This is a genomic window from Pseudomonas sp. FP2335, assembly GCF_030687535.1.
GTDB lineage: Bacteria > Pseudomonadota > Gammaproteobacteria > Pseudomonadales > Pseudomonadaceae > Aquipseudomonas.
The window spans coordinates 1,869,994-1,896,501 of the sequence record NZ_CP117437.1; the positions used below are offsets into that span (position 1 = coordinate 1,869,994).

26 protein-coding genes are annotated in these 26,508 nt (G+C 60.6%); 12 read left to right on the forward strand and 14 right to left on the reverse strand.

All coding sequences use genetic code 11. The features are described from left to right. Positions 1–21: 21 nt before the first annotated feature. Entirely contained in the window at positions 22–777 is a 756-nt protein-coding gene (locus PSH81_RS08350; RefSeq protein ID WP_192298752.1) for a spermidine synthase, read from the forward strand. Between the two features lie 119 nt (positions 778–896). Here PSH81_RS08350 and PSH81_RS08355 read toward each other — a convergent pair whose 3' ends face one another. Next, positions 897–1,688, reverse strand: coding sequence for a crotonase/enoyl-CoA hydratase family protein (locus PSH81_RS08355; protein WP_305392309.1), 792 nt, complete (start codon positions 1,686–1,688; stop codon positions 897–899). A 423-nt stretch (positions 1,689–2,111) separates the two neighbouring features. Here PSH81_RS08355 and PSH81_RS08360 point away from each other — a divergent pair, with 423 nt between their 5' ends. Beyond that, positions 2,112–3,785 carry a DEAD/DEAH box helicase gene (locus tag PSH81_RS08360; protein ID WP_192298754.1) on the forward strand — a complete coding sequence of 558 codons (1,674 nt, stop codon included), beginning with the start codon at positions 2,112–2,114 and terminating at the stop codon, positions 3,783–3,785. A 108-nt stretch (positions 3,786–3,893) separates the two neighbouring features. Here the strand turns inward: PSH81_RS08360 and PSH81_RS08365 are convergent, their stop codons facing one another. Then, a complete protein-coding gene (locus tag PSH81_RS08365) occupies positions 3,894–4,661 on the reverse strand; it encodes a class III extradiol ring-cleavage dioxygenase (protein ID WP_305392310.1) in 768 nt (255 codons plus the stop codon). 103 nt (positions 4,662–4,764) lie between these two features. Here PSH81_RS08365 and PSH81_RS08370 point away from each other — a divergent pair, with 103 nt between their 5' ends. Continuing rightward, positions 4,765–5,415, forward strand: coding sequence for a thiopurine S-methyltransferase (locus tag PSH81_RS08370; protein WP_305392311.1), 651 nt, complete (start codon positions 4,765–4,767; stop codon positions 5,413–5,415). Between the two features lie 153 nt (positions 5,416–5,568). On the opposite strand, the gene htpX is transcribed toward PSH81_RS08370, so the two are convergent. Both htpX and PSH81_RS08380 read right to left on the reverse strand, forming a co-directional pair. Continuing rightward, a complete protein-coding gene (gene htpX / locus PSH81_RS08375; RefSeq protein ID WP_176998241.1) occupies positions 5,569–6,456 on the reverse strand; it encodes a protease HtpX in 888 nt (295 codons plus the stop codon). A 305-nt stretch (positions 6,457–6,761) separates the two neighbouring features. After that, positions 6,762–7,973, reverse strand: coding sequence for a pyridoxal phosphate-dependent aminotransferase (locus PSH81_RS08380; protein ID WP_192298757.1), 1,212 nt, complete (start codon positions 7,971–7,973; stop codon positions 6,762–6,764). Between the two features lie 202 nt (positions 7,974–8,175). Between PSH81_RS08380 and msrB the strand changes: the two genes are divergently transcribed. From msrB to PSH81_RS08395, 3 genes are all read left to right on the forward strand, one after another. After that, complete coding sequence (msrB, locus tag PSH81_RS08385; protein WP_226455401.1) at positions 8,176–8,568, forward strand: peptide-methionine (R)-S-oxide reductase MsrB; 393 nt, start codon at positions 8,176–8,178, stop codon at positions 8,566–8,568. Positions 8,569–8,656: 88 nt separating this feature from the next. Then, positions 8,657–9,142, forward strand: a complete 486-nt coding sequence (locus PSH81_RS08390) for a glutathione peroxidase (protein ID WP_226455402.1) — start codon at positions 8,657–8,659, stop codon at positions 9,140–9,142. Next, positions 9,139–9,618 (forward strand): MarR family winged helix-turn-helix transcriptional regulator, encoded by a 480-nt coding sequence (locus PSH81_RS08395; protein ID WP_305392312.1) that lies wholly within the window; start codon positions 9,139–9,141, stop codon positions 9,616–9,618. Before PSH81_RS08390 ends, PSH81_RS08395 begins: the two co-directional genes overlap by 4 nt. Here PSH81_RS08395 and PSH81_RS08400 read toward each other — a convergent pair. Further along, the gene (locus PSH81_RS08400; protein ID WP_226455404.1) at positions 9,572–11,881 is read right to left on the reverse strand and encodes a response regulator; all 2,310 of its coding nucleotides are present in this window, start codon (positions 11,879–11,881) and stop codon (positions 9,572–9,574) included. The genes PSH81_RS08395 and PSH81_RS08400 overlap by 47 nt on opposite strands. Before the next feature lie 162 nt (positions 11,882–12,043). Here PSH81_RS08400 and PSH81_RS08405 point away from each other — a divergent pair, with 162 nt between their 5' ends. Both PSH81_RS08405 and PSH81_RS08410 read left to right on the forward strand, forming a co-directional pair. After that, complete coding sequence (locus PSH81_RS08405) at positions 12,044–12,934, forward strand: ATP-binding protein (RefSeq protein ID WP_226455405.1); 891 nt, start codon at positions 12,044–12,046, stop codon at positions 12,932–12,934. After that, positions 12,931–13,416 carry a GAF domain-containing protein gene (locus PSH81_RS08410; protein ID WP_192298763.1) on the forward strand — a complete coding sequence of 162 codons (486 nt, stop codon included), beginning with the start codon at positions 12,931–12,933 and terminating at the stop codon, positions 13,414–13,416. The genes PSH81_RS08405 and PSH81_RS08410 overlap by 4 nt, the downstream gene beginning before the upstream one ends. 109 nt (positions 13,417–13,525) lie before the next feature. On the opposite strand, the gene PSH81_RS08415 is transcribed toward PSH81_RS08410, so the two are convergent. Continuing rightward, a complete protein-coding gene (locus tag PSH81_RS08415; RefSeq protein WP_305392313.1) occupies positions 13,526–17,167 on the reverse strand; it encodes a transporter substrate-binding domain-containing protein in 3,642 nt (1,213 codons plus the stop codon). 8 nt (positions 17,168–17,175) lie between these two features. Continuing rightward, on the reverse strand, positions 17,176–17,799 hold the full coding sequence (locus PSH81_RS08420; RefSeq protein ID WP_226455407.1) for a response regulator transcription factor: 624 nt from the start codon (positions 17,797–17,799) through the stop codon (positions 17,176–17,178). Between PSH81_RS08420 and PSH81_RS08425 the strand changes: the two genes are divergently transcribed. Continuing rightward, positions 17,783–18,046, forward strand: coding sequence for a hypothetical protein (locus tag PSH81_RS08425; protein ID WP_226455408.1), 264 nt, complete (start codon positions 17,783–17,785; stop codon positions 18,044–18,046). The genes PSH81_RS08420 and PSH81_RS08425 overlap by 17 nt on opposite strands. 10 nt (positions 18,047–18,056) lie before the next feature. Here the strand turns inward: PSH81_RS08425 and PSH81_RS08430 are convergent, their stop codons facing one another. The 6 genes from PSH81_RS08430 to PSH81_RS08455 form a co-directional block, all read right to left on the reverse strand. Beyond that, positions 18,057–18,452, reverse strand: coding sequence for a response regulator (locus PSH81_RS08430; RefSeq protein ID WP_226455409.1), 396 nt, complete (start codon positions 18,450–18,452; stop codon positions 18,057–18,059). A 172-nt stretch (positions 18,453–18,624) separates the two neighbouring features. Further along, a complete protein-coding gene (locus PSH81_RS08435) occupies positions 18,625–19,956 on the reverse strand; it encodes a deoxyguanosinetriphosphate triphosphohydrolase (protein ID WP_192298768.1) in 1,332 nt (443 codons plus the stop codon). Between the two features lie 71 nt (positions 19,957–20,027). Further along, the gene (locus tag PSH81_RS08440; RefSeq protein WP_305392314.1) at positions 20,028–21,191 is read right to left on the reverse strand and encodes an EAL domain-containing protein; all 1,164 of its coding nucleotides are present in this window, start codon (positions 21,189–21,191) and stop codon (positions 20,028–20,030) included. Between the two features lie 91 nt (positions 21,192–21,282). Next, positions 21,283–21,624 (reverse strand): hypothetical protein, encoded by a 342-nt coding sequence (locus tag PSH81_RS08445; protein ID WP_192298770.1) that lies wholly within the window; start codon positions 21,622–21,624, stop codon positions 21,283–21,285. Beyond that, positions 21,621–22,004, reverse strand: a complete 384-nt coding sequence (locus PSH81_RS08450; RefSeq protein WP_192298771.1) for a phage holin family protein — start codon at positions 22,002–22,004, stop codon at positions 21,621–21,623. Before PSH81_RS08450 ends, PSH81_RS08445 begins: the two co-directional genes overlap by 4 nt. A gap of 2 nt (positions 22,005–22,006) precedes the next feature. Next, the gene (locus tag PSH81_RS08455) at positions 22,007–22,321 is read right to left on the reverse strand and encodes a YqjD family protein (RefSeq protein ID WP_192298772.1); all 315 of its coding nucleotides are present in this window, start codon (positions 22,319–22,321) and stop codon (positions 22,007–22,009) included. Between the two features lie 348 nt (positions 22,322–22,669). Between PSH81_RS08455 and PSH81_RS08460 the strand changes: the two genes are divergently transcribed. Beyond that, positions 22,670–23,878 (forward strand): ammonium transporter, encoded by a 1,209-nt coding sequence (locus PSH81_RS08460; RefSeq protein ID WP_305392315.1) that lies wholly within the window; start codon positions 22,670–22,672, stop codon positions 23,876–23,878. Here the strand turns inward: PSH81_RS08460 and PSH81_RS08465 are convergent. Further along, on the reverse strand, positions 23,865–25,589 hold the full coding sequence (locus PSH81_RS08465) for a monovalent cation:proton antiporter-2 (CPA2) family protein (protein ID WP_226455412.1): 1,725 nt from the start codon (positions 25,587–25,589) through the stop codon (positions 23,865–23,867). The genes PSH81_RS08460 and PSH81_RS08465 overlap by 14 nt on opposite strands. A 226-nt stretch (positions 25,590–25,815) precedes the next feature. Here PSH81_RS08465 and PSH81_RS08470 point away from each other — a divergent pair, with 226 nt between their 5' ends. Then, positions 25,816–26,052 (forward strand): glutaredoxin family protein, encoded by a 237-nt coding sequence (locus PSH81_RS08470; RefSeq protein WP_192298775.1) that lies wholly within the window; start codon positions 25,816–25,818, stop codon positions 26,050–26,052. Between the two features lie 74 nt (positions 26,053–26,126). Further along, entirely contained in the window at positions 26,127–26,462 is a 336-nt protein-coding gene (locus PSH81_RS08475; protein WP_003189932.1) for a hypothetical protein, read from the forward strand. Positions 26,463–26,508 lie beyond the last annotated feature (46 nt).

Genomic DNA, 26,508 nt, shown 5'->3' on the forward strand with positions numbered 1-26,508 from the left:
GCCAAGCCTTTAGGAGTAGTGATGAGCGAGGAGCGTGTCGAGCGCCTGCTGGCCGAAGTCCATGATGACTTCGGCATGATCCGTGTGCTCGAAGTGGCCGATTACCGGTTTCTCGAATTTGGCGACGCCATTGAGCAAAGCTGCGTGTTCACGGCCGACCCGAGCTGGCTGGAATACGACTACACCCGTGCGATGCTGATTGGCGCGTTGTGCCATGAACAGCCGGAGAGTGCGCTGTTCCTTGGTTTGGGCGCGGGTACGCTGACCCAGGCATGTCTCAAGTTCTTACCGCTGGAAGATGTGGAAGCCATTGAGCTGCGCCCCGATGTGCCGCGTCTGGCCATCGAGTACCTGGGGCTGGACGACGATCCGCGTCTGTACATCCGCATCGGCGACGCTTTGCAACTGCTGGAGACCGCTGAGTCGGCCGATCTGATTTTCGTCGACCTGTATACCGATGTTGGCCCCGGCGTCGGACACCTGGCCTGGACCTTCCTGGAAAATTGCCAGAAGAAGCTCAACCCCGGCGGCTGGCTGGTGATCAACCAGTGGGCCACCGATGATGGCAAGCCGCTGGGCGCGGCATTGTTGCGTGGCTTGTACCACCGGCATTATTGGGAACTGCCGGTGAAGGAGGGCAATGTGATTTTGCTGGTGCCTTCGGAGTTGGACCAGCTATTGGACATGCAGGCGCTGTCGGCCCGTGCCGAGGCCCTGGCGCCGCGGTTGGGGTACTCGTTGCAGGCGTTGATCAAGGCGATCCGGCCGGCGACTTAGGTGTGTGTGCCGACGCCTTCGCGGGCAAGCCCGCTCCCACATTCAACCGCATTCCAAAGGATGTACGCGGTTAAGTGTAGGAGCTGGCTTGCCCGCGAAGAGGCCATCACTGTCGGCAACTAAATACCTTTAAACACCCCGGGCCGCTTCTCGATCATCGCTTTCACACCTTCCTTGGCATCTTCGCTGTTGAGCAGTTTATCCACCATCGGCGGCAACGCCTGCGCCGCCACGGCTTCGCCTTCCATCCGCGCCATGCGTGCCGACATCAATGTCGCCTGTACACCCAGTGGCGCCTGGCGCGCAATGCGATTGGCCAACTCGATGGCGCGTGGCAGCAAGTCTTCGCTGGCCATCACTTCCTGCACCAGGCCCAGGCGCAACGCTTCATGGGCGTCGAACTCATCCCCGGTGAGCAACCAGCGCATCGCGTTGCCCCAACCGGCGATCTGCGGGAAGCGCAATGTCGCGCCGCCAAACGGAAAGATCCCACGCTGTACTTCCATCTGCGCAAAGCGCGTATTGCTTGCGCACAGGTTGATGTCGGCCGCCAACATCAGCTCGATCCCGATAGTCAGGCAGTAACCCTGGGCGGCAACGATCACGGGTTTGCCCACCCGTGGGCCGGCGAACACGCCCCAGGGATCACATCCCCCCAGCGGCGGTTGCCAGCCGCCAGCCATCACCGCGCTGACATTCGCCAGGTCGAGGCCGGCGGTGAAGTGGTCGCCGTGGGCAAACACCACGGCGACCCGCGCATCGTCATTTCGATCAAATTCGCCATAAGCCAGGCTCAGCTCGTTGAGCAAATCCAGGTCAAAGGCGTTGCGTTTCGCCACCCGATCCAGGCCCAAGAGCAAGACATGGCCCTGGAGTGCACGGCTGACGCGACTGCTGCTGGCTTGATTCATCGGGTGTGCCCTCGGGCGCAAGCTAGGTTTCGGACCAAAGGCTCTTGGTGGTTGGGTGAACCGTTTAAGCGTTATGACCAACAGGGCCGGGCCTTTGAAAAATAGACCCTGTGGGAGTTATCTGCAAAGACTGTGACACGCTGCGGTTTATCGGTGCTTTGCGATAAAAAAAGCTCCCTTTTTCAGGTATTTCCGGTATAGTGCGCGCCGGCCTTTAACCGGGCCGCGTTTAGGTAGCGCAATTCCCCGAAGTCAGCTTCGGCTGCACGTCCGCACAGCGGACTCTTCCTTGACGAATCTTTTTTCTTTCATTCGTTTTCGCAAATCCCCGCCGACAAAGCAGCCAGGGCGACTCTTGAGTCTCAACACGGCATGCGCAGCTTTGGAGCATGGGTCTTTGCGGATGCACTTAGAGGCAGACCCATGACCCAGGAAACCGGCGGCTTCGCCGCTTTTAATCTGAACCCGAATATCCTTGCAGCCGTCGCAGCGACTGGCTACGAAGAGCCTTCGGCGATTCAGCAGCAATCGATCCCGATCATCATGGCCGGCAAGGACATGATTGGCCAGGCGCAAACCGGTACTGGTAAAACCGCCGCGTTCGCCCTGCCTATCCTGCACTGCATCGATCCTGCCAAGCGCGAACCGCAAGCCCTGATCCTGGCGCCAACCCGTGAGTTGGCGCTGCAAGTAGCAACCGCTTTCGAAACCTATGCCAAGCAAATGCCAGGCGTAACCGTTGTGGCCGTTTACGGCGGCGCGCCTATGGGCCCACAACTGAAAGCAATCCGTAATGGCGCACAGATCGTTGTCGCCACGCCGGGTCGTCTGTGCGACCACCTGCGTCGTGACGAAAAAGTCCTGTCGACCGTGAACCACCTGGTTCTCGACGAAGCTGACGAAATGTTGAAGCTGGGCTTCATGGATGACTTGGAAGTCATCTTCAAGGCGCTGCCACCGACCCGTCAGACCGTACTGTTCTCGGCTACCCTGCCACAGTCGATCCGTGCCATTGCCGAGCGTCACCTGCGTGACCCAGAGCACGTGAAGATCCAGACCAAGACTCAGACCGTTACCGCGATCGAACAGGCTCACCTGTTGGTTCACGCTGACCAGAAGACCTCGGCTGTATTGAGCCTGCTGGAAGTCGAAGACTTCGACGCCCTGATCATGTTCGTGCGTACCAAGCAAGCGACCCTGGACCTGGCCAGTGCCCTGGAAGCCAAAGGCTACAAAGCCGCTGCGCTGAACGGTGACATCGCCCAGAACCAACGTGAGCGCGTGATCGACTCCCTCAAGGATGGCCGTCTGGACATCGTTGTAGCGACCGACGTTGCCGCTCGTGGTCTCGACGTTCCACGTATCACCCACGTGTTCAACGTTGACATGCCTTACGATCCAGAGTCCTACGTTCACCGTATCGGCCGTACCGGCCGTGCGGGTCGCGAAGGTCGTGCACTGCTGCTGGTGACTCCACGTGAGCGCCGCATGCTGCAAGTGATCGAGCGTGTGACCGGTCAGAAAGTTGCCGAAGTCCGCCTGCCGGACGCCCAGGCTGTTCTGGATGCGCGCATCAAGAAACTGACCAACAGCCTGGCACCACTGGTGGCTGACGCTGAATCGACCCACGGCGACCTGCTGGACCGCCTGACCGCCGATATCGGTTGCACCCCTCGTGCCCTGGCTGCAGCTCTGCTGCGCAAAGCGACCAACGGTCAAGCCCTGACCCTGGCTGCCATCGAGAAAGAACGTCCACTGGTTCCGAACAGCGCGCCACGCGGTGATCGTCCAGAACGTTCCGGCGACCGTCCAGACCGTGGTGATCGTGAGCGTCGCGCTCCGGTTCCATTGGCTGAAGGTCGTGCTCGTTGCCGTACCGCGCTGGGCGCGCGTGATGGTATCGCGGCCAAGAACCTGCTGGGCGCTATCCTCAACGAGGGTGGCCTGGCGCGTGAAGCCATCGGTCGCATCCAGGTCCGTGACAGCTTCTCCCTGGTGGAGCTGCCGGAAGATGGTCTGGAAAAACTGCTGGCCAAGCTGAAAGACACTCGCGTTGCCGGTAAGCAGCTGAAGCTGCGTCGCTACCGCGAAGATTGATCCGCCCCTGGGCTGATTGATCGCACATAAAAAATCCCCGACTGGTTCGGGGATTTTTTTTGCCTGCTCGATTTAGGGTCAACCGCCGCTCCCACATTGTGATCTGTGTCAGCCAAACCGGTAGATGTCCATGCCCAAGGCACCCATGGTGAAGCCCTGGTGCGCGACGCTGAAATCCCCGCCGGCGCCGCGCGCGAAGTACAGCGGCAACAGGTGCTCATCACTCGGATGGCTACGTACTGCATGCGGTGCCTGGCGCCGATAATCATGCAGCGCGGCCTCATCGTTGGCGGCCAGCTTTTCCACCATCCAATCGCGAAACTCCCGTGCCCACGGCTCGATGCTTTCCGGCCCGGCGTGCCAGTCCAGCTCACCCAGGTTGTGAGTGATGCTGCCCGAGCCGATCAACAGCACGCCTTGCCCGCGCAAGCCGGCGAGGGCATGTCCGACCCGCGTCTGCAGGGCAGGGCCCATGCGGCTGGGCAACGATACCTGCACCACCGGAATTTCTGCCGCGGGGTACATCAGCGACAGCGGCACCCAGGTGCCGTGGTCGAAAGGGCGGCGCTCATCGATACGTGCATTCAGGCCGTCGGCGTGCAGCAATTCGACAATTTCGCCGGCCAGCTGCGGGTCGCCCGGTGCCGGGTACTGCACCGCGAACAGTTCGCGGGGGAAGCCACCGAAGTCATGCCAGGTTTCTGGTGCGGCGCTGCCGCTGACCAGCAGTTCCTGGCTTTCCCAGTGTGCCGAGACCACGACAATCGCCTTCGGACGCGGCATTTCGCCAGCCAGGCGCTGAAGGGCAGGGCCGCTGGCGCCGGGTTGCAGGGCGAGCATGGGCGAACCGTGGGAGATAAACAGGCTGGGGAACATAAGTAGGGTCCTGAGCGTTAACATGGAGCCATCTTCAATCAGATCATTGATCTAAATCTAATATAAGTTTTAGCGCAATTTGATCGAATTTTCGGGGGTGTCCATGGAACCCAAGTTTTGGCAGGAGCGCTGGGCACGTAATCAGATCGGCTTTCACTTGCCTGAGGTCAACCCGTACCTGCAACGGCACTGGCCGCCATTGGCCGAAGGCGCCAAGGTGCTGGTGCCCTTGTGTGGCAAGAGCCTGGACTTGATGTGGCTGGCCAGCCAAGGCCTGCGGGTATTGGGGGTGGAGCTGTCGGAGCAGGCGGTTGAGGCGTTCTTCAGTGAGCAGAATCTCACGCCGCGCATCACCGGGCGGGGTGTGTTCAAGGTGTATCAGGCGGATTCGATCGAGATTTGGTGTGGCGATTTCTTCGCATTGGATGCCGAGGTGCTGGCGGATTGCGCGGCGCTCTATGATCGCGCGGCGTTGATTGCCTTGCCGCCGCTGATGCGGGCGCGCTACACCGATCATCTGAATACGTTGCTGCCAGCAGGCTGCCAGGGTTTGTTGATTACCCTGGACTACGAGCAAGTGCAGAAGGCGGGTCCTCCGTTCGCGGTGACGGATGAAGAGGTGCAGCTGCTGCTAGGCGAGCACTGGACGCTGCAGGTGCTGCAAGAGCAGGACATCCTGGGTGAGAGTTGGAAGTTTGTGCAGGACGGCGTTACGCGCCTTGAAGAGCGCGTGTATCAGTTGGTCAAGCGCTGAATTTGCTGGCGCCATTGCGGGCAAGTCGAATCGTCGCACCGCCGCCCGCACATTTTGATCGCATTCCCCTGTGGGAGCTGCCTGCGATGGCGATATAAGCAGCCACAAAAAAGGGGCGATCAAATCGCCCCTTTTGGTGACACTCGTGGCCTGTCAGCCTCGACGACGCAGTGCGTCGATCCGCTCTTCCAGCGGCGGGTGGCTCATGAACAGGCGAGCCATGCCCTGTTTGATACCGCCGTTGATGCCAAAGGCCGTCAAGCTGTCCGGCATGTGCACCGGCAGGCCCTGTTCGGAGCGCAGGTGTTGCAGGGCTGCAATCATCGCCCCGGTACCCGCCAGGCGCGCACCGGCTTCGTCTGCGCGGAATTCGCGTTTGCGCGAGAACCACATGGTGATCGCACTGGCCAGGAAGCCCAGCACCAGTTCGGCGAAGATGGTCGCCACGTAGTAGGCAATGCCGCGGCCTTCTTCGTTCTTGAAGATCACCTTGTCGACGAAGTTGCCGATGATCCGTGCGAAGAACATCACGAAGGTGTTCACCACGCCCTGGACCAGCGCCAGGGTGACCATGTCGCCGTTGGCCACGTGGCCGATCTCGTGGGCCAGCACCGCCTTCACTTCGTCGTACGAGAAGCGTTCCAGCATGCCCTGGCTCACTGCAACGAGCGCGTCGTTCTTGTTCCAGCCGGTGGCAAAGGCGTTGGCTTCATAGGCCGGGAAGATCCCGACTTCCGGCATCTTGATACCGGCCTCGCGGGACAATTGCTCGACGGTCTGCAGCAACCATTGCTCATGCCGGGTGCGTGGCTGGGTGATGACTTGGGTGCTGGTGCTCATCTTCGCCATCCACTTGGAGATGAACAGCGAGAAGAGCGAGCCGGCAAAACCAAAGACCGCACAGAAAACCAGCAGCTGATTGAGGTTCAGGTCAACCCCGTTGGCCGCCATGAACCCGTTGAAGCCGAAAAGGCTCAGGGTGATGCTGGCAATCAGCACGACCGCCAGGTTAGTGGCCAAGAACAGCAGGATGCGCATCATGGTTGTAGAGTTCTCCTCATGCTAAATATGTCGCGTACTGCGGGGTATATAAGGTGCGGCTTGGGGCTATTCAACCGAGCGACTATTTCAAACTGTGTCCTACAGCCTGAATGTAGAGTCTTGAAGGGAATTTCCGATCCCTAAAGCCCGTCTTGATCGTTATGCCTGTGCCGTCGCGCCCCGTAATTATAGGGGGCTGAGCGTTTTATGGGGGGACCGAGACAGGGAAGAGGGATAAAAGGGTAGAGAAGTGTTGCCAGATAATCGCTGTACGACCTATTCCCAGTCGTACAGCGTCATTGTCGTTACTGGCGATAGGATTTGAGGAAGTTGCCGATGCGACCAATGGCCATGTCCAGGTCATCCACACGCGGCAAGGTCACTACACGGAAGTGATCCGGCCACGGCCAGTTGAACGCCGTGCCCTGGACCACCAGCAGCTTTTCCGACAGCAACAGGTCGAGCACGAATTTCTCGTCGTTGAAGATCGGGCAGACTTTCGGGTCGATGCGTGGGAAGGCGTACAGCGCGCCCATCGGTTTCACACAGCTCACGCCGGGGATGGCGTTGAGCAGTTCCCATGTGCGGTTGCGCTGCTCCAGCAGGCGCCCCTGGGGCAGGAGCAGATCGTTGATGCTCTGGTAGCCGCCCAGGGCGGTCTGGATGGCGTGCTGGCTCGGCACGTTGGCGCACAGGCGCATGTTGGCCAGCATGTCGATGCCTTCAATGTAGCTCTGGGCGTTGTGCTTGGGACCGGAGATCGCGATCCAGCCGGAACGGAAACCCGCCACGCGGTAGGACTTGGACAGGCCGTTGAAGGTCAGGCACAGCAGGTCCGGCGCCAGGGAGGCGGTGCATACGTGTACGGCGTCGTCGTAGAGAATCTTGTCGTAGATTTCGTCCGAGAACACCACCAGGTTGTGCTGGCGCGCCAGTTCCAGCATGCCCAGCAGCACTTCCTTGGAATACACCGCGCCGGTCGGGTTGTTCGGGTTGATGATCACCAAAGCCTTGGTGTTCGGGGTGATCTTGGCCTTGATGTCGGCCAGGTCCGGGAACCAGTCGGCGCCTTCGTCACACAGGTAGTGCACCGGGTGGCCGCCGGCCAGGGTCACGGCGGCGGTCCACAGCGGGTAGTCCGGAGCCGGCACCAGCACTTCGTCGCCATTGTTGAGCAGGGCCTGCATGGACATCACGATCAACTCGGACACGCCATTGCCCAGGTAGATGTCCTCGATGCCGACACCTTCGACCTGTTTCTGCTGGTAGTACTGCATCACCGCCTTGCGCGCGCTGAACAGGCCCTTGGAGTCGCTGTAGCCCTGCGCCGTCGGCAGGTTGCGGATCACGTCCTGGAGGATTTCGTCCGGCGCTTCGAAACCAAAGGGCGCCGGGTTGCCGATGTTCAGCTTGAGGATGCGATGGCCTTCCTCTTCCAGACGCTTGGCGTGCTTGAGCACCGGGCCGCGAATGTCGTAGCAGACGTTGGCGAGCTTGTTCGATTTGCTGACCTGCATGGCGATGTGATCCTGAAAATGAACGATCCAGACGGTGTGGACACAACCGTACTGCGAATCCTGCGGGGCCCGCCCCCATAAATACGTTTGAATGCCGATGGCGCGGGTGCCAGACTGGCGTTTTGAAGAGGCGCAATCATACGTGCCACCTGATCTACGGAAAAGATACAGATCAGGGTTTTTCAGTTGCCGAGGTGTATCGATGGAAAAGTTGCAGAAAACCCTTGAGGAATGGCGGGAAATGCTCGACCCGGCGCAGTATCAGGTGTGTCGCCTCAAAGGCACTGAGCGCCCGTTTTCCGGCAAATACAATGCCACCACCACCGATGGCGTTTATCACTGCATCTGCTGCAATGAGCCGCTGTTCGATTCCAGCACCAAATTCGATGCAGGCTGCGGCTGGCCGAGCTTCTACGAACCGATTGCCGAGAGTGCGATGATCGAGATCCGTGACGTCAGCCACGGCATGATCCGCACTGAAGTTACCTGTGCCAAATGCGATGCCCACTTGGGCCACGTGTTCCCGGACGGCCCGCCGCCGACGGGCTTGCGTTACTGCATCAACTCGGTGTGCCTCGATTTCGTGCCGCGCTAGCACGACAGGAATGCATGATTAAATTGCGTGCAATTGAATTGGAAGCTATCTTTCAGCCTCTTTCCTCCTTTGTCATCGAGGCACTGCCATGAGCAATCCCCTGCTGAGCATTCCTTGCACCACCATCAAGGGTGAGCAAAAAACCTTGGCCGATTTCGCCGGCAAGGCCATCCTGGTGGTCAACACCGCCAGCAAATGTGGCTTCACCCCGCAGTACAAGGGGCTGGAGCAACTCTGGCAGGCCTACAAGGACCAGGGGCTGGTGGTATTGGGGTTTCCCTGCAACCAGTTCGGCAAGCAGGAGCCGGGTAACGAAGGGGCGATTTCCGAGTTCTGCGAGCTGAATTTCGGCGTCAGTTTCCCCTTGTTCAAGAAAATCGACGTCAATGGCAACGATGCCCACCCGTTGTTCGTCCAGCTGAAACAGCAAGCGCCAGGCCTGCTCGGCTCCAAAGGCATCAAGTGGAACTTCACCAAGTTCCTCATCGGTCGCGACGGCCAGGTGGTCAAGCGTTTCGCCCCGACCACCAAGCCCCAGGACCTGACTCAAGAGATCGAAGCCCTGCTCAAATGACCGTCTCCCTCGCCCTCGACCATCAGCTGTGCTTCAAGCTCTATGCCGCTTCCCGCGCCGTGACCCGTGCCTATAAGCCCATGCTCGATCAGCTCGGCCTGACCTATCCGCAGTATCTGGCCATGCTGGTGCTGTGGGAATGGCACGCGGCGGCCCAGGCCCTGCCCACGGTGCGGGCGCTGGGGCAGCGGTTGATGCTCGATTCGGGCACGCTCACGCCCCTGCTCAAGCGCCTGGAGCAACTCGGGCTGGTGCGGCGTCAGCGCAGTGCACGGGACGAGCGTGAGGTGCATTTGAGCCTGAGCGAGGCGGGCGCGCAGTTGAAGGGGCAGGCCCACGCCTTGAAAACCCGCTTGCTGTGCGACAGCGGCGTCGACCTGAACCAGGCCGATGCCCTGCGCGATGGCCTGGACCAACTGCTGGCGCAGATCAAAGACTTGTCGTCCTCGGCACCCACAGATCCAGCAGGCCATTGAGCTCTTCACGACGGAATGGCTTGGCCAGGTAGTCATTCATCCCCGCTGCTCGGCAACGTTCGCGTTCTTCGGCCAGGGCATTGGCGGTCAAGGCCACGATGGGCAGGTCCGGCCAGCGCCCGCTGCGGCGGATCTGCCGGCTGGCTTCGTAGCCATCCATGACCGGCATGTTGCAGTCCATGAGCACCATGTCAAAGCGCTGTTCCTCAAGGAACTTGAGCGCTTCGCCACCATGGGCGGCGATCACCACTTCACAGCCCAGCTTGCTCAGCATGCCCTTGGCCACCAGTTGATTGACCGGATTGTCCTCTACCAGCAGGATGCGTGCCCGCTGCGCGAGGGGTGGGGTCTCGATCTGGATCGGGTCAAGGAACGGTTGCGTGTCGCTGCGCAGGTTGCGATGCAGGATCTGGTACAGCGCAGTGCGGCTCAACGGGCGCGCCTGTTGCTGCAACGGCGCCAGGGCCGCGACTTCTTCACTGGGCATGAAGTTGCCATAGGCGGTGACCAACAGGATCGGAGCGCTGATCGTCGGGCGCAGGCGGAACAGGCATTCGGGGCAGTCAGTGATCAACAGATCGGGGCTCTGCCCGCCCAAGTCGGCATCGCGGGGATAGCAGCGTGGCGTGAGCCCCCAATGTGGTAGCAGGGTGGTGAGCAATTCCGCCAGGCCGCTGCCGGCACTGGTAATGGCGATCACCTCGCCTTGCAGAGGCGCCTGCTGAACCGCCGGTAAATGTGTGGGCAGCGGTAATTCGGCGCAGAACTGGCTGCCGAAGCCGACTTCTGAACTGATGCTCAAGCGCCCGCGCATCGCTTCGCACAGGTTGTAGGTCAGGGCCAGGCCCAGCCCGGTGCCGCCAAACTGGCGGGTGATGCCTGCGCCGGCCTGGGTAAAGGGCTGGAAGATCTTCACCTGCGCTTCCTGGGCAATGCCGATACCGGTGTCACACACCTCGATTCTGACTTGGTCATTGTGGGTGCTCAGGCGCACGTCCACACGGCCAAAGCGTGTGAATTTCAGCGCGTTGGACAACAAATTGCTGACGATCTGCCGCACGCGTGTCGGGTCACCGATCACCTGGGCCGGAAACTGTGGGTCGATCAGGCAGGTCAGTTCCACGCTTGAGGCGGCGTTCTGCGACAGCAGGTTCGCGGTATCTTCCACCAACGAGCCCAGGTCGAACGGGATCGACTCCAGCTCCAACTGGCCGGCGTCAAACTTGGACAGGTCGAGAATGTCGTTGAGCAACTCCACCAGCACTTTGCCCGAGTCATGGGCTATCGACAGTTGCTGGCGCTGTTCGGCGGTCAGCGGGCTGTCCAGGCTAAGGGCGATCATCCCCAGCAAGCCATTGAGCGGTGTGCGGATTTCATGGCTCATGTTCGCCAGGAACGCGGCCCTGGCTTGGGCCATGCCCAGGGCGTTGACCTTCGCCGCCTCCAGCTCGTCATTGGATTGGCTCAGGCGCTGATTGCTGGTCTTGAGTTCCAGGGTGCGCGCCGAGACGATATTTTCCAGTTGCCCCAGGTATTCGGTGAGGCGGTCTTCGGCGTGGCGGCGCTGCTGGATCTCGGTTTCCATGTTTTCAAATTGCTGGTTGGCGACGTTCACCAGCACGCCGATTTCGTCGTGCTCGTGGCCGGGCGGGCAATCCAGGCGCGTCTGCTTGCTGGTACTCAGGGCGTGGATGATGCGCACCAGCGGTTGGGTCAGCATCACGTAGAACAGGGCGAGCAGGATCCCGGTCAGCAGCAGGCTGCGGGCAAAGCCATTGAGCAAGGTGATTTCGGCGCGGCGCAGGAATCGGCTGCCGAACGCGTAGGTATCGACGTCGAGGTGCAATTCGCCGAGGGATTCGTTGGGCATGTGGCTGAGGAACAGTCGGTCTTCAAACTGGCGATTGGCACCAAACAGGAAATCGCTGATGGGGCGGTAGGTACTTTCCTTGCGTGGCCGATTGACGTCAGCCAGTACCACGCCGTTGTTATCGACCAGACGGGCGCGGATGATCGCAGGGGATTGCAGCAGGCCCAGGGTCAGCTCTTGCGCCAGTTCGGCGTCGATGTTGTAGGCGATACGTGACGCGGGGTTGTGGCTGATTTCGAGCAACGAGCGTATTTCACGGTTGATGGATGCGTCTTCGCTGGCATAATCAATGCCGATTTGGATCAGACTGAGCAAGGTTCCCAAGACGAAACCGACCAGCACAGTCAATCTGGCTTGTTTATAAGACAAGCGGTGGGCGAACTTGATATCCATTGAGTGTTGAACCACTTCACGTTTCCCTTCGCCCGGCAAGCATAGCTGAACATCCACCGGCTCTGGCTTGCCCGGCATTAATCGTTTTTACGCAGCCTCGTGTGTTTTGCCGCGGGGCTGCCAATACGCCATCTTTTGCAAGAACTTGCCAGAGGAATAATCGTGGATTCTCGATTGAATGCCTTTCTTGAGCGGGCCGATGCCGTACTCGCCCGGCTCGAACCTTTGTTGCCCGCGCCGCGCCAAACCATCGACTGGAGCCACTGCCTGGCTGCCCGCTGGCAGCGTGAAGGCCGCACTGGTTACTTGCTGCCGCTGGAAGTCAGCCTGGATATGCGCCTGTCCGATCTGATCGGCGTGGACAAGCAACGGGAAACCCTGGCGCGCAATACCCAGCAGTTTCTCGACGGCCTGCCTGCCAACCATGCGTTGTTGTGGGGGTCGCGCGGCACCGGCAAGTCGTCCATGGTCCGCGCCTTGCTGGCCCAGCATGCAGCGGCCGGCCTGCGCTTGATCGAGATCGAACGCGACCACCTGGCCGACCTGCCGCGTGTGGTCGAGCAGCTGCTCAAGCTGCCGCAACGCTTCATCCTGTTCTGTGATGATCTGTCGTTCGAAGCGGGCGAGGGCGACTATCGCGTGCTCAAGAGCGTGCTCGATGGGTCCCTCGAGCAGGCGCCGGAAAACGTGCTGCTGTACGCCACGTCGAACCGTCGTCACCTGGTACCGGAAAACCAGAGTGACAACGACAACTGGAAACGTGTGGACGGTGAGTTGCACCCCAGCGAGGCGGTGGAAGACAAGATCGCGCTGTCCGACCGTTTTGGCCTGTGGCTGTCGTTCTATCCGTTCACCCAGGAACACTTCCTGGATGTGGTTGAGCACTGGATCGGCGAACTGGCGGGCAAGGCCGGCCTGCCGTGGCAACGTGACGAAGCGCTCGACATCCTCGCCGTGCGCTGGGCCACCGGACGCGGCAACCGCAACGGCCGTTGCGCATATCAATTCGCCCGTTACTGGGTGGGCCTCAAATTGCTGGAGCGTCAACCATGATCGATCTACAACACGCCGGCACCGGCCTCGACGGCTATGCCATGCTGTGTGCGCAACTGGAGTCGCTGCTCGCCGATGAACGTGACTTCATCGCCAACAGTGCGCAGTTTTCTGCGTTCCTGTTCAACCAGTTGGACGACCTCAACTGGGCCGGTTTCTACCTCAACCGCAATGAAGAGTTGGTGCTGGGGCCGTTCCAGGGTCAGATCGCCTGTGTGCGTATTCCGTTTGGCCGTGGTGTGTGCGGCGCCGCAGCCGCCTCGCGGCAAACCCAGCGGGTGGAAGATGTGCATGCGTTCCCGGGGCATATCGCGTGCGACAGTGCCTCCAACAGTGAGTTGGTGGTGCCACTGGTCAAGGATGGCCAGTTGATCGGCGTTCTCGACCTCGACAGCCCGTCACTGGCGCGTTTTACCGAGCAGGACAGCGTTGGCATCGAGCAATTGGCGGCGATTTTCCTGCGTTTGACCGACTGCCCATAACACCATCGCGCTTTTCGTGGCGAGGGAGCCTGCTCCCGCTGGAATGCGCAGCGCTCCCCGGTTTTGGCGCCGCTACGCAGCCCAGCGGGAGCAAGCTGCCTCGCCACAACTAGAGGTTATCCCGGCGATTCAGCTCATTGAGCTGGGTTTGCAGTACCCGCTCCAGTTCAAGCATGCATTTTTCCAGAGCCTTGATACCTGTTTCGATCGTGGCCCGGTCCTCACCCGCTGCGCAGGCCTGTTCCAGGGCTTCACATTGCCCGGCCAACACGCTGGCCTGCACAATGCGCGCAGCACCCTTGATCTTGTGGGCCTGCTCGATGATGTCATGGGTTGCGGCCTCGCGTGCAAGCAAGGCGACCAGCTCCTGGCGATCACGGCCGCTGCTGCTCAGTAGCTCCTCCAGCAGGCGCCGGCTCAGTTGCGGGTCGCCTCCGGTGAGCGCGTCCAGGCTGCCGAGGTCCAACTTGAGGCCCGATGGCTGCGGGCATATCTGCGCCAGTTGCCGCTCCAGTGCCGTCAGGCTGATCGGTTTGAACAGGCAATCGTCCATGCCCGCTTCAATGCAGCGCTGTCTCTCCTCGGGCTGGGCGTTGGCGGTAAAACCCAGCACTACGCAAGGGCGCAGTTGTTCGCGCTGTTCGTACTCACGAATCGAGCGGGTCAACTCGTAGCCGTTCATGATAGGCATGTTGCAGTCGGCGATCACCAGGTCGAAGCGTTCCTGGCGCCAGGCCTGAAAGCCGGCAGCACCGTGCGAGGCCGCGGTGAACTGGTGCCCCAGGTAACCCAGTTGCTGGCACATCAGCAAGCGGTTCGCCGGGTGATCGTCCACCACCAATACGTTGAGCACCGGGGCAGGCGCCGGCGCCACCGGCTTGAGTTCATTCACCGCCTCGACTGGCTGCAGGCGCGACATTTTCAGGCTGACATGCACCTGGGTACCGACCATCGGTACGCTGCTCAGGCTCAGGGTGCCGCCCATCATTGCGCACAAGCTGCGGCAGATGACCAGCCCCAGTCCTGCGCCGCTGCGGGCCAAATGCCCCGAGTTGTCCGCCTGGGCGAAGGGTTCGAACAACCGCAGTTGGTCGTCGCGGTTGATGCCGATACCGGTGTCCTCCACCACCAGCTTCATTTCGACTTGCTGCGCGACCTCGGTGTCCAGTAATTCCACGCGGATCTTTACCTGACCGCGTTCAGTGAACTTGATGGCATTGCTGACCAGGTTGGACAGCACCTGCTTGAAGCGCAACGGGTCGATCAGCACATCGTGGTCATCACACTCAGGCTTGAACTCCAGCAGCAGGCTCAGGGTTTTCTGGCGCGCCAGGCCGTCGAATACCCGCACCACCGATTCGATCACTTCCTTGAGGTTGACGCGCTCGGGGGCCAGGCTCAGGCGGCCGGATTCGATGCGGGCGATGTCGAGGATGTCGCCGATCAGTTCCAGCAAATCCTTGGCCGAGTTGTAGGCCACCTCGATTGCCGGACGGTCCAGGTGCCCTTGGTCGGCACGTTTTAGCGTCAGCTCCAGCATACCGATCACCGCATTCATCGGCGTACGGATCTCGTGGCTCATGGTTGCGAGAAAAGTGCTTTTCGCCCGATTGGCCTCGTCGGCGCGCTCCTTGGCCGTGCGCAGTTCATCGAACAGCTGGCGCCGCTCGCTGATGTCGATCCAGCCGCCGATGACGCCTCGGACCTCGCCCGTCGAATCGCGGTAAGGCAGGATCCAGTGGTAGATCGTCAGTTTCTTGCCGCGGATGTGCAGCGACCGATCCAGGATCAACGGGTCGCCTTGCGCCACAACGCGCTGGTAGTCGGCGTGATATTGAGCGGCCTCTGTTTCGAGTGCCGTGCTGATCTGGAGCGCACTTTTGCCGATCACGTCCTCGCGTTTGACGTCGAACGCTTGCAGGTAGCTGTCGTTACAGGTTTGCAGCAGGCCCTTGCGGTCACGCACGTAAATCGGATGGGGCGTTTCGTTGACCAGTGCGCGCATGAACTCGAACTGGTCGTTGAGTGCGCGCTCGGCCATCTTGCGATGCTTGATCTGCCGGCGCATGTAGGCGTTCCAGGCCAGGGAAATCAATAGCAGCAGGCCAGTGCCGAGAATGATCTTGGCGATCAGGTCGTGGTAGTTGCGCCAGTAACTGTCGGACGCGGCGGTGTAGCCGCGCCACCGGCTGTTGATGACGCCCAGCTCATCCGGGGCGATGCTGAGCAGGGCCTTGTCGATAATCGACGTGAGTTCGGTGGCCCTGCGGGATGTCGCCAGCGCGAACGTGGCCGGCGCGGTGCCGATGCTGGAGCTGATCTGAATCTTGTCCTGGAACATCGGTGACGACAGCAAGTAGTTGGCGATCACCAAGGTGTTTACGGCGCCGTCCACGTGCCCTTGTACCAACAGCTCGGTGGATTTGAAGGTGTCACCGGTCTCTACCAGTTGAATCCGCGGATAGCGTTCGCGCAGGAACTTTACCAGCGGGCTGCCCTGGGTGACCGCCAGGCGCTTGCCTTCCATCGCGTCCAGGCCGTTCGGCGTCCGGTCTTCCTTGCGCGTCAACATCACGTAGGAGTTTTCGAGATAGGGCCGGCTGAAGTTCAGTTGGGCCTCCCGCTCGGTGCTTGGAACGATGGCACCGATCATGTCGGCCTTGCCGGTGTTGATCTGGTCGATCGTTGCGTTCACATCGCGCTCGCGCTGGAGTTCGAAGCGCAACCCGGTGCGCAGGCGGATCAGCTCCAGCAGGTCGGCGGTGATGCCGCGAAAATTGCCGTCGGCATCGAAGAAGGACAACGGTGCGAAGGTTTCGTTGACAACCACCTTGACCACCGGGTGATCGTTCAGCCAGCGCTCCTCGCGTTTGCTCAGTTGCAGCTTCTGGTCGGTCAGCAGGATGTCGCTGCCGGCACTCCAGCGCTTGGCAATGCTCTCGCGTTCGTTGGTGGGCACCTTTGCCAGCACTGAATCGACAATGCCCTGCAGCATGTGCTGGTCCTGGCGCATGGCAAAGCTGAAACCATGGGCCTCGTGCTTCCCGAAATTGGCCATGCGGATATTTTTCAGGTAGCCCTTGTTGATCATGTAGTGAGTGGAAATGGTATCGCCGAGAAACACATCCGCCTGATCGAATGCCACCGCATTCAACGCATTCTGGTACGACGGGTAGGCGCGGATCAGGGCCTTGGGGTACAGCTTCTGCACTTCGTCCAGTGGCAGGTAGTGATAGACCAGACTTAACCGTAGCCCTGCGAGGCCATCTGTGAGGCTGCGGGTTTCACCCTCGCGGGTGACCAGCACCGGTTGATCCACCGCATACGGCGCGGAAAGGCTGAGCAGGGGGTTGGCGGCCTCAAAGCCATTGGAGGTGCCGAGCAGGTCGATCTCCCCCGATTCGAGTGCCTGGATGGACGCTTCCCGTGATGGGTAGCGCAAGACCTTGACCGGCATCGACAAGGCTTTGGCCAGAATCCCGGCATAATCGGCGGTCAGTCCTTCGTAGTCACGCCCACTGGATGTGAGGTCGAAGGGCGGGTAGTCAGGGAGTGCCGTGCCCAGCACCAGCTCGCGTTTGTTCTGCAACCACTGGCGCTGGGTCTTGTCCAGAGAGGTGTCCAGTTGGACGGACCCTGCGCGGCTCAATAAGGTGAAGTGTTCCGGCTCCGGTTGAACAGCGAGCACAGTGGTGCTCAAGCACACGCCTGCGCTCAATACAATCAAATAATCCTTTATACGCCTGGGCATCCGCTTTCTCACACTAGCGCGTTTCGTTTTGCCAACTCGATAAGTTCTACCAAGGATTTGGCCTTTAATTTTTGCATGAGCCTCTTTTTATAAGTGCTGACGGTCTTGTTGCTTAGAAACATGCCTTTGGCAATTTCCTTGTTGGTGCGGCCTTGTGCAAAAAGTTGCAAAACCATCAGTTCCCGGTCATTAACCGATTTGAATAGTTCAAGTTCATGGGAGTGACTTTCCGAGCCTGCGGCGTTCAATGCCTGGCTGGGGAAATAGTTATAACCGGATAATACGGCGCGGATGGCGCTGAGCAGTTCGCTCAGGTCGCCTTCCTTGCACACATAGCCGTCGGCACCCGAGCGCATGCAGCGTGTGGCAAAGAGCGTAGGGGACTGCGCGGTCAGGACGAGGGTCTTCATCTGGGTGTTCATCGCGTTGAATCGGCACAACACTTCAAGCCCATCGAGTTTCGGAATACTGATGTCAAGAATGATCAAGTCCGGAAGGCATTCACGGACCATTTGTATCGCATCACAACCATTATCCGTTTCACCGACGACTTTGTAGCCTTCGTGCTCCAACAACATTCGAATTGCCAACCTTATAACGGGGTGGTCATCGATAATGAAAACTGAGTTCATAATCACATTCCATGCAAGTGCAAATAAAGCGGGCACATTAGCTCAGAAGATGTGGTGTGAGCATGAAGCCTGGTGGCAGCAGATACAAAACAAGAATGTTCCTACATCAAAAAAGGCTGAGACCTACAGGTCATCAGGATTTATGGCTGGCTGTGTCAGTGTGTCGATGGCTGCAGGGTGGGAATGTTGCGGTCAGGATGGCGAGGTTGGCTTTGTACTGGTTATTTTCTTATGTGTTGATGTTTAAATTCCTACGGCTACAAGTCAGATATTGGATTAAGTAGTGCTGAAAGTTCGTTGCCGTTCAACGGTTTTGACAAGTAACCCAGTAACGGCAAGTGACGTTGTTGCGCTTGAATATAGAGTTTTGATAATTCGAGTAGGGACAGGCTGCTGAGCAACACCGCTGCGCTGATGAACCCACGGCGGCTGGCTATTTCGACCAGTTCCAGCCCCGGCAGGTCCGGCAGGCATTGGTCGCAGAGCAACAGGTCGAAAGGCGTTTCGGAGCGGCTCATCTGACGGACCGCCTGTTCGGCGTTTTCCGCCAGGGTCTGCTGCGTGAAACCGAAGCTTTTGAGCAGGCACTGAGTCGCGATGAGCTGAAAGGGATGGTCCTCCACCAACAGGATACGCAGGTGATGTTCGGGCATAAAAGGGCACACACTGAGTCAAGCGTCGTGGGTTGGGGCGTAGGAATTACTCGCCAGATCGGCCAGAAACGTGCGTGATTATTCTTCGAGTGAGTGTGCGAATTCGATCAGGCCGCTCTGTTCCCATCGTAGGGCGATTCCTTTCAGGGAACAGGCGGCTGGATAGACAGGATTACTGAGGGCTGGAACGCCCCGTCATCTCCCGTGCCATTTCGGTGGCGTAGCTGTCGGTCATGCCGGCGATAAAGTCGATCATGCGTAGAAACGAGGCGTGTAATGGCCACGCCGGATTGGGCGCGCTGTTGCCCAGCAGGTCGAGAATACGCCGGTTCTTGAACGAAGGCGTGCGTCCGCCATGCTGCTCCAGCGCAGCGCCGCAGAAGGCGTTCAGGAGGATCTCCAGGGTGGTGTAGGCGCCGATCTCATGCAGGGTCTTGCGCTTGTCCTGAAAGATTTTCTTGCGTGCCATGTCCTTGGCGTCGAGCACGCAGCGTTTGGCCGGACCGTGCATATGCTCCACCAGGTCCCCTGGCAGGGTGCCCGCAAGCAAGGCATCTTGTTGTTCGACAAAGGCCTGCGCCGCTGCGTTGGTCAGGTGTTCGATGGCCTTGCCGCGCAGGATCGCCAGTTTGCGTCGGCGCGAGTCGTCGGGGCCCAATTGGCGATAGGTTTGCGGCAGGTCGTCGCCCACCAGGTCAAGCAACAGCGACTCGACTTCGGCGTATTGCAACAGGTCCATTTCCAGGCCGTCTTCGAGGTCGATCAACGCATAGCAGATGTCGTCGGCGGCCTCCATCAGATAGACCAGCGGATGACGCGCCCAACGTTGTTCTTCCAGTTGCGGCAGGCCGAGCTTGTGGGCGATCTGCTCAAGAATCGGCAGCTCGCTCTGGTAGCAGCCGAACTTGTGTTTCTTGTAGCCCAGGGAGTCGGCGTGGCGGGCGGTCCAGGGGTATTTCAGGTATGTGCCGAGGGTGGCGTAGGTCAGCCGCGTGCCGCCGTCGAACTGGTGATATTCCAGCTGGGTGAGCACCCGGAACCCCTGGGCATTGCCCTCGAAATTGAGGAAGTCATTGCGCTCGGCGCTGCTCATGTCATCCAGCCAACCGCGCCCGGCGGCCTGCTGGAACCAGTGGCGGATGGCGTCTTCACCGGAGTGCCCGAACGGCGGGTTGCCGATGTCATGGGCCAGGCAGGCCGATTGCACCACCATGCCCAAGTCACTGGGGTCGCACCAGTCGGGCAGGGCGCCACGCAGGGTCTCGCCGACGCGCATGCCCAGGGAGCGGCCGACGCAACTGACTTCCAGCGAGTGGGTCAGGCGCGTGTGGATGTGGTCGTTGCTCGACACCGGGTGCACCTGGGTCTTGCGGCCCAGGCGGCGGAACGCGCCGGAGAAAATGATGCGGTCGTGGTCTTTGTGAAACGGGCTGCGCCCCAGTTCTTCCGGGCTGTGCAGGGGTTTGCCAAGGCGTTCGCGGGTCAGCAGGGTGGGCCAATCCAAGGCGGGTACTCTCCGTGCGGTGAATGACCCCCCCAGCTTCCCGGTTCCGCTTCGGCGGGGCAAGCGAAAATCTACAGCCCGGCGGCGTCGACATCGATTAACAGCAAGCGCTGACCGTTATCGAAGAATTGTCCGGCGGTCAGGCAGTATTGATTGCTGGTGGCGTCGCGATAGGTTGAAGACAGATTCAGCCGCCGCTCCTCCCAACCCTCGGCCAGCAAGTGATAGAAATACGGGCGCCACGACCAGTTGTGACCCAGGTAACGGCTGTCGGCTTGCCAGGCATCGTGCTGCCATTCGAAGTTCGGGGTCAGTTGGGTGCCATGCCGGTCGCACTGATAGAAGCGCAGCAGCCAGGGGAAGTCCGGCAGTTGTGGCAGTTGGCTCAAGGGTGCCTGGCCCTGGGCCCAGGTTTGCAGGATGTGCATCAGCTCGACCAATTGCAGGCGCAGCTGCATGAGGCGCCCGCGCTCCGTGAGTTTTTGCTGGACGTACTGCGTGCGCAGTTGTGCAAAGCGTGGCACGAAGGCATCGGCGGCGAACCAGTCAAGCTGCGCCTGGGCGAACAGATACCCCTGCACATACCGCGCCCCGCACTCCAGGGCAAAGCTCAACTGCGCTTCGGTCTCCACGCCTTCGGCAATGATCCAGCAGCCGGTCTTCTCGGCCATTTGCGCGAGTGCGCGCACCACTTCGCTGCTCGGCCCGCCGCGTGCGGCGTCCTGGAACAGGCGCATGTCGAGCTTGAGAATATCCGGTTGCAGCGCCAGCACCCGATCCAGCTGGGAGTAGCCCGCACCGAAATCGTCGATGGCAATGCGCGCGCCGGCCTCGCGATAACGCGCCACTACGTCAGCCAGGCGCTGGATGTTGCCGCCCAACTCGGTGATCTCGAATACGATCCGCCGGGGATCGACGCCGTGGGCGCGCACTTGCTTGAGGCTGGGCAGCACCTGGCCGGGGCGCAGGCGGTTGATCCAGCGGGGCGAGATGTTCAGGCTGAGGAACCAGTCTTCGGGCACTTCGTGCAGGCGGCTCAGTGCGTTGTCGCGGATCTGCCGGTCCAGCCGCCGCAAGCTCACGCCAGGCGTGCGCGGGTCAGCGAACAGCGGCCCCACGGACTGCAAGCGGCCGTCAGGTTGACGCAAGCGACCCAGGGCTTCGACGCCGGCAATGCGCCCGGTGGCAGTGTCGATAAACGGCTGGAAGCAGGCGAGCGGTTGCCCGTCGATCACAGGGACTCCTTAAAGAAATGGCGAAAAAAGGCCCGACTCTCGAAAACGAGAGCCGGGCCGCTTCTGTCTGCAAGAATGCAGCCAGCGTGGCTCAGCCTTTGCGCGACGCCCCCTGCATGGCCAGTTTGATCAGCGGGATCAAACCGGCGCCCAACCGTACCAGGCGCGTCAGGCTGGCGAGACTGCCACCCTTGGCGCCCTTGCCGGTGAAGAAGCCCAGCAGCGTCACCGCCGCCACGCCCCACAGCGGCGCATGCTTAATGCCCAGGCTGTCCTGCCAGTTCTGGCCCATGTTGCGCACCTTGGCCAGTGGTGCCACCAGTTGCTGCGACTCATGGCGGATTTCCTGGCGGTGCATTTCCATGCGCAGGCGGATCAGCGCCTTGCGCATTTCCCGGCGCGAAGTGGTGTGCGGGATTTCAGTCAGGCTCATGGCAGCAGGCGCTCCCGGTCGTTGGCCAGCTCTTCGAGGGTGGCGTGGAACGGTGTGGACTCATCGAACACCGCCGCTTTCAGGCGTAACCCGCAGAAGGCGGCGGCCAGGCTGTAGAACACGCAGAGGCAGATGATCCCGGTGAGACGATAGCCGGTGTCCCAGACCAGGATCATCACCAGGGTCGACAACCCCACCAACAGCAGCAGGGCAAACACCAACGCCAGCCCGGCAAACAGCAACAGGCTGACGGTGCGCGCCTTCTGCTCCTGTAATTCGATGCCGAACAGTTCGACGTGGCTGTGCAGCAAACCCAACACGGCCGCGCCCAGGCGCTTTGAAGTAGAGCTCGTGGACGAGCCGGTTTCGCCGTTAGACATGATTAGCGCCTTGTAGCCAGCAGGCCGATCAGGAAACCCACGCCGGCGGCAATGCCGACCGACTGCCAAGGATTGGCCTGCACATAATCTTCAGTGGCGGTGACGGCCGCCTGGCCGCGTTCGCGCAGGGACTCTTCGGTCTGGTGCAAGGTTTCACGGGCCTTGAGCAGGCTCTCGTGGATCTTGCTGCGCAGCTCGTCGGCTTGGTCACCAGCCAGGATCTTGGTGTCGTCCAGCAGCTTTTCGGTGTCGCTGACCAGGGTTTGAAAATCCGCCAGCAGTATTTCTTGAGCAGTCTTTGCCGTTTTTCTGGCCATGGTTATCTCCGTGATGGGCTGAATCTGTGCGTTGTGGTTTCGAGTCACCGGCATCGGTGAAGGTTCAGTGCAATTGTCTGGTACAGCTTTTGCTTTGCCTTGGTGCGCAGGCCACGTGGCTTGCGCTGAATCCGGGCGGTCGGGCAGGAAGCCTTCAAAAACCTTACCCTAAATAACTGAAACTCGCGGAAAAACCCTGTCGGCAACGGCCTGTTGTGGTGATCGCTGCGCTAAAGCGGTTCACGCCCTCTGAAGAGGGGTGGAGCCGGTGGTGCCAATTTAGTGCGCGAGACCCTGGCTTGAACCGCTTTGGTGCTTTTTGCCTTTAATGCAGGCCTGCCAACCTCCATGGAAAATTTGCAAAGTGCGGTGGACACCCTCGTCCACAGTTCCAACACCCTGTTTATCCTGATCGGCGCCGTCATGGTATTGGCCATGCACGCCGGCTTCGCGTTCCTCGAAGTCGGCACGGTGCGCCAGAAGAACCAGGTCAACGCGCTGTCGAAAATCCTCAGCGACTTCGCCATCTCCACGCTGGCCTATTTCTTTATAGGCTATTGGATCTCCTACGGCGTGAGTTTCCTGCAACCGGCGGCGGTGATCAGCGCCGATCATGGCTATGGCCTGGTGAAGTTCTTCTTCCTGCTGACGTTCGCAGCGGCGATCCCGGCGATTATTTCCGGAGGTATCGCCGAGCGTGCACGTTTTGTTCCGCAGCTGTGCGCCACGGCGCTGATCGTGGCGTTTATCTACCCGTTTTTCGAAGGCATGGTGTGGAACGGCAACTTCGGCCTGCAAGCCTGGCTGCTGGCGACCTTTGGTGCCAGTTTCCATGACTTCGCCGGTTCCGTGGTGGTGCACGCCATGGGTGGCTGGCTGGCGCTGGCGGCGGTATTGCTGCTCGGCCCGCGCAACGGGCGCTATCGCGAGGGACGACTGGTGGCGTTTGCACCGTCGAGCATTCCCTTCCTGGCGTTGGGGTCGTGGATTCTGATTGTCGGCTGGTTCGGCTTCAACGTAATGAGCGCGCAGACCCTGAACGGCGTCAGCGGCCTGGTGGCGGTCAATTCGCTGATGGCCATGGTCGGTGGCACCGTGGCCGCGCTGATCATCGGGCGCAATGACCCAGGCTTCCTGCACAACGGCCCCTTGGCCGGGCTGGTGGCGATCTGTGCCGGTTCCGACCTGATGCACCCGGTGGGCGCGCTGGTCACCGGCGTGGTTGCCGGTGGCCTGTTTGTGTGGTGCTTTATCGCCGCTCAGGACCGTTGGAAGATCGACGACGTGCTCGGCGTGTGGCCACTGCATGGCCTGTGCGGCGTATGGGGCGGCATCGCCTGCGGCATCTTTGGCCAGACCGCGCTGGGTGGCTTGGGCGGCGTCAGCCTGATCAGCCAGTTGATCGGCACCGCCCTGGGTGTGGTCGTGGCGTTGGGCGGCGGCCTGTTGGTGTACGGCGTGATCAAGCGCGCCTACGGCCTGCGCCTGAGCCAGGAAGAGGAGTATTACGGTGCGGACCTGTCGATTCACAAGATCGGCGCGGTCAGTCAGGATTGAGCGGCTCGTCGGCCGCTTGATAAAAACCGTGCAGCAGGCGATAGCGGTTATGCCGCACTTCGTCGACCCGCGCCTGCACCTGTTGGTCCGGCAGGCCCAGCAGGATCAAGGCGTGGGAGGCGAGCATCAGGCTCGACTCCAATAGCTCAGGCACCACTTCACTGGCGCCTGCAGCTTTCAATTCGGCCAACTGGCTGTCATCGCGGGTGCGCACCAGGATCGGCACTTCGCGGTTGATTCGCCGCGCTTCTTTCAACACCACCAGGGCGACATCGGTGTTGTCCACGGCAATCACCACCAACCGCGCGCGCTCCAGGCCGACCGCGCTGAGTAATGCGCCCCGTCGGCAATCGCCGTAATGCACGCTGCTGTCTTCGGTGGCGGCTTCCTGCACCCGTTCCGGGTCGTCATCCAGGGCGATAAACGCCTGTTGTTCATTGCGTAGAAAACGTCCGATGGATTGCCCGACGCGGCCATACCCACAAATCACCGCATGCCCGCGCAGTTCGGCGTTGAGTGCGGTGATGTGTTCCAGTTGCACCTGCTGGTTGGGCTTGCGGTGCAGACGCAGGGCAATGGCTGGCGCGGCGCGCAACAGCAGGGGCGTGAGCAACATCGAACAGAACGTCGCAGCGAGCAACAGGCCGTTGAACTCGTCCGGAATCAGCCGGCTCTGTTGCATCTGCGCCATCAAGGCAAAACAGAACTCGCCGCCCTGGGCCAGGGCCAGGCCGCTGCGCCAGGCGGTCTCGCTGTCGCTGCCGCGCCACTTGACCAGCGCAGCTACCACGCAGCCTTTGACCAGCATCAGCGTGAGCGTCAGGCCCAGGATCAACAGGCTGTGGCTGACGAACAGTTGCAGGTCGATCAGCATGCCGATACTGACGAAAAACAGCCCCAGCAGGATGTCGCGAAACGGGCGGATGTCGGCTTCGATCTGGTGCCGGTAATGGCTTTCCCCAAGCAGCATGCCGGCCAGGAACGCGCCGAGGGCCGGGGACAGCCCCAGCAAGTGCGTCAGCCACGCCGTAAGCAGCACGATCACCAACGCCAGCAGCACAAACAGCTCCGCCGAGTGAGACGCCGCGACCTCATGAAACAGGCGCGGCAACAGCCAGCGGCTGGCCAGCAGCAAGCCGACAAACAGCACCACGGTCTTGCCCAGGGTCAGCGGCAATGCCACGTACCAGGCCTGCTCGCCGGTGCCGGCGAACACCGGCACCAGGGTCAGCAGCAACACCGCCACCACATCCTGGAACAGCAATACGCCAATCGCATTCTGGCCATGGCTGCTGAAGATTTCGCCGAGGCTGGTCAGCTCCTTGCTGACGATGGCCGTGGACGACAACGCCAGCCCGGCACCGAGCAACAACGCGATGCCCGGTGCCACGCCCAGCGTCATCAACAGGATACCCAGCAGCACCCCGCAACCCAGCACCTGCAAACTGCCCAGGCCGAACACCACATGGCGCAGGGCAAGCATTTTGGTCAAGGAAAACTCCAGGCCCAGGGAGAACAGCAGGAACACCACGCCCAGTTCGGCCAGGTCCGGCAGCTCTTCGCTGTCATTCACCCAGTCCAGGGCAGTCGGTCCCACGGCCAGGCCCACGCACAGGTAGCCGAGCACGGGCGGCAGTTGCAGCCGGCGAAACAGCGCAATCACCACCAAGGATGAGGCCAGAATGATCAGCAGGTTGGCAAACACACACATCTCCATTGCAAAAGGGCAGGCAAAAAGCCGCGAGAATCACTGAATCAGTTATAGGCCATGCTGACCTGCGTCAGGGTTTTCTGTGGCAAGGGCGCTTGCTCGCGTCGGACTGCGCAGCAGTCCCATGCCTGGGGCCGCTTCGCGGCCCAGCGGCAGCAAGCGCCCTCGCCACAGGTAACCAGCGGGCATAGAATGGTCGCCTACTTTCTGAGCAGGTCCGTTTGTCATGCTTCCTGAATGCCAGCTGTTCGGCACCCTGGGTTGCCATCTTTGTGAGAATGCCGAATCCGAAATCATGCCGCTCGTCGAACACGGGCTGATGGTTGAATTGGTCGATATCGCCGATTCCGAAGCGCTGTTTGAGAGCTACGGCCTAAGGATTCCGGTACTCCGCCGGGTCGACACCGGCGCTGAGCTGGACTGGCCGTTCGACAGCGGGCAGGTGGTCGCCTTCCTGCGCTGAGGTTTGCGCGATGGCGGGTTTCCGAATATTGAGTTACTGTATGTTTGTACAGCGATTGAATAGAGGGAACGCCCGTGGTGAATGTTGAACAACTGAAAAGCAGCGTCAATCGCATGTCCGCCGATGTCGTGCGTGACGCGGTGAACGAGCTGCGCCTCGACGGCCTGGTCACGGAAGGCAAGACGCCGTTTAACAAAGTGCATTTCAATACCTGCTTTGCCGAGATCGAGGCGTTGTTCCAGCGCGCCGGCTATCACAAGCAGTTGGATGTGGTGGGTTACCAGGGTTTGTTGTACGCGCTGTACGATCCAGGCCGCTGGGAAGCGGTGGACGTGCTGCGCTGGCTCAAGGAATTCACCGAGGCCGCCAGTGCCTCGCCGGTTCTGCGGGCGCAATTGGCCAAGGCCTGAGCCATGCGGGATAATGCCCGCCGGTTTTCTCAAGCTTCGAGCATCT

Excerpts from the sequence above, each read along its gene's own strand:
- PSH81_RS08350 (WP_192298752.1), top strand. The coding sequence starts at position 22 with ATGAGCGAGGAGCGTGTCGAGCGCCTGCTGGCCGAAGTCCATGATGAC.
- PSH81_RS08355 (WP_305392309.1), bottom strand. The coding sequence starts at position 1,688 with ATGAATCAAGCCAGCAGCAGTCGCGTCAGCCGTGCACTCCAGGGCCAT.
- PSH81_RS08360 (WP_192298754.1), top strand. The coding sequence starts at position 2,112 with ATGACCCAGGAAACCGGCGGCTTCGCCGCTTTTAATCTGAACCCGAAT.
- PSH81_RS08365 (WP_305392310.1), bottom strand. The coding sequence starts at position 4,661 with ATGTTCCCCAGCCTGTTTATCTCCCACGGTTCGCCCATGCTCGCCCTG.
- PSH81_RS08370 (WP_305392311.1), top strand. The coding sequence starts at position 4,765 with ATGGAACCCAAGTTTTGGCAGGAGCGCTGGGCACGTAATCAGATCGGC.
- htpX (WP_176998241.1), bottom strand. The coding sequence starts at position 6,456 with ATGATGCGCATCCTGCTGTTCTTGGCCACTAACCTGGCGGTCGTGCTG.
- PSH81_RS08380 (WP_192298757.1), bottom strand. The coding sequence starts at position 7,973 with ATGCAGGTCAGCAAATCGAACAAGCTCGCCAACGTCTGCTACGACATT.
- msrB (WP_226455401.1), top strand. The coding sequence starts at position 8,176 with ATGGAAAAGTTGCAGAAAACCCTTGAGGAATGGCGGGAAATGCTCGAC.
- PSH81_RS08390 (WP_226455402.1), top strand. The coding sequence starts at position 8,657 with ATGAGCAATCCCCTGCTGAGCATTCCTTGCACCACCATCAAGGGTGAG.
- PSH81_RS08395 (WP_305392312.1), top strand. The coding sequence starts at position 9,139 with ATGACCGTCTCCCTCGCCCTCGACCATCAGCTGTGCTTCAAGCTCTAT.
- PSH81_RS08400 (WP_226455404.1), bottom strand. The coding sequence starts at position 11,881 with ATGGATATCAAGTTCGCCCACCGCTTGTCTTATAAACAAGCCAGATTG.
- PSH81_RS08410 (WP_192298763.1), top strand. The coding sequence starts at position 12,931 with ATGATCGATCTACAACACGCCGGCACCGGCCTCGACGGCTATGCCATG.
- PSH81_RS08415 (WP_305392313.1), bottom strand. The coding sequence starts at position 17,167 with ATGCCCAGGCGTATAAAGGATTATTTGATTGTATTGAGCGCAGGCGTG.
- PSH81_RS08425 (WP_226455408.1), top strand. The coding sequence starts at position 17,783 with ATGAAAACTGAGTTCATAATCACATTCCATGCAAGTGCAAATAAAGCG.
- PSH81_RS08420 (WP_226455407.1), bottom strand. The coding sequence starts at position 17,799 with ATGAACTCAGTTTTCATTATCGATGACCACCCCGTTATAAGGTTGGCA.
- PSH81_RS08430 (WP_226455409.1), bottom strand. The coding sequence starts at position 18,452 with ATGCCCGAACATCACCTGCGTATCCTGTTGGTGGAGGACCATCCCTTT.
- PSH81_RS08445 (WP_192298770.1), bottom strand. The coding sequence starts at position 21,624 with ATGAGCCTGACTGAAATCCCGCACACCACTTCGCGCCGGGAAATGCGC.
- PSH81_RS08450 (WP_192298771.1), bottom strand. The coding sequence starts at position 22,004 with ATGTCTAACGGCGAAACCGGCTCGTCCACGAGCTCTACTTCAAAGCGC.
- PSH81_RS08455 (WP_192298772.1), bottom strand. The coding sequence starts at position 22,321 with ATGGCCAGAAAAACGGCAAAGACTGCTCAAGAAATACTGCTGGCGGAT.
- PSH81_RS08460 (WP_305392315.1), top strand. The coding sequence starts at position 22,670 with ATGGAAAATTTGCAAAGTGCGGTGGACACCCTCGTCCACAGTTCCAAC.
- PSH81_RS08465 (WP_226455412.1), bottom strand. The coding sequence starts at position 25,589 with ATGTGTGTGTTTGCCAACCTGCTGATCATTCTGGCCTCATCCTTGGTG.
- PSH81_RS08470 (WP_192298775.1), top strand. The coding sequence starts at position 25,816 with ATGCTTCCTGAATGCCAGCTGTTCGGCACCCTGGGTTGCCATCTTTGT.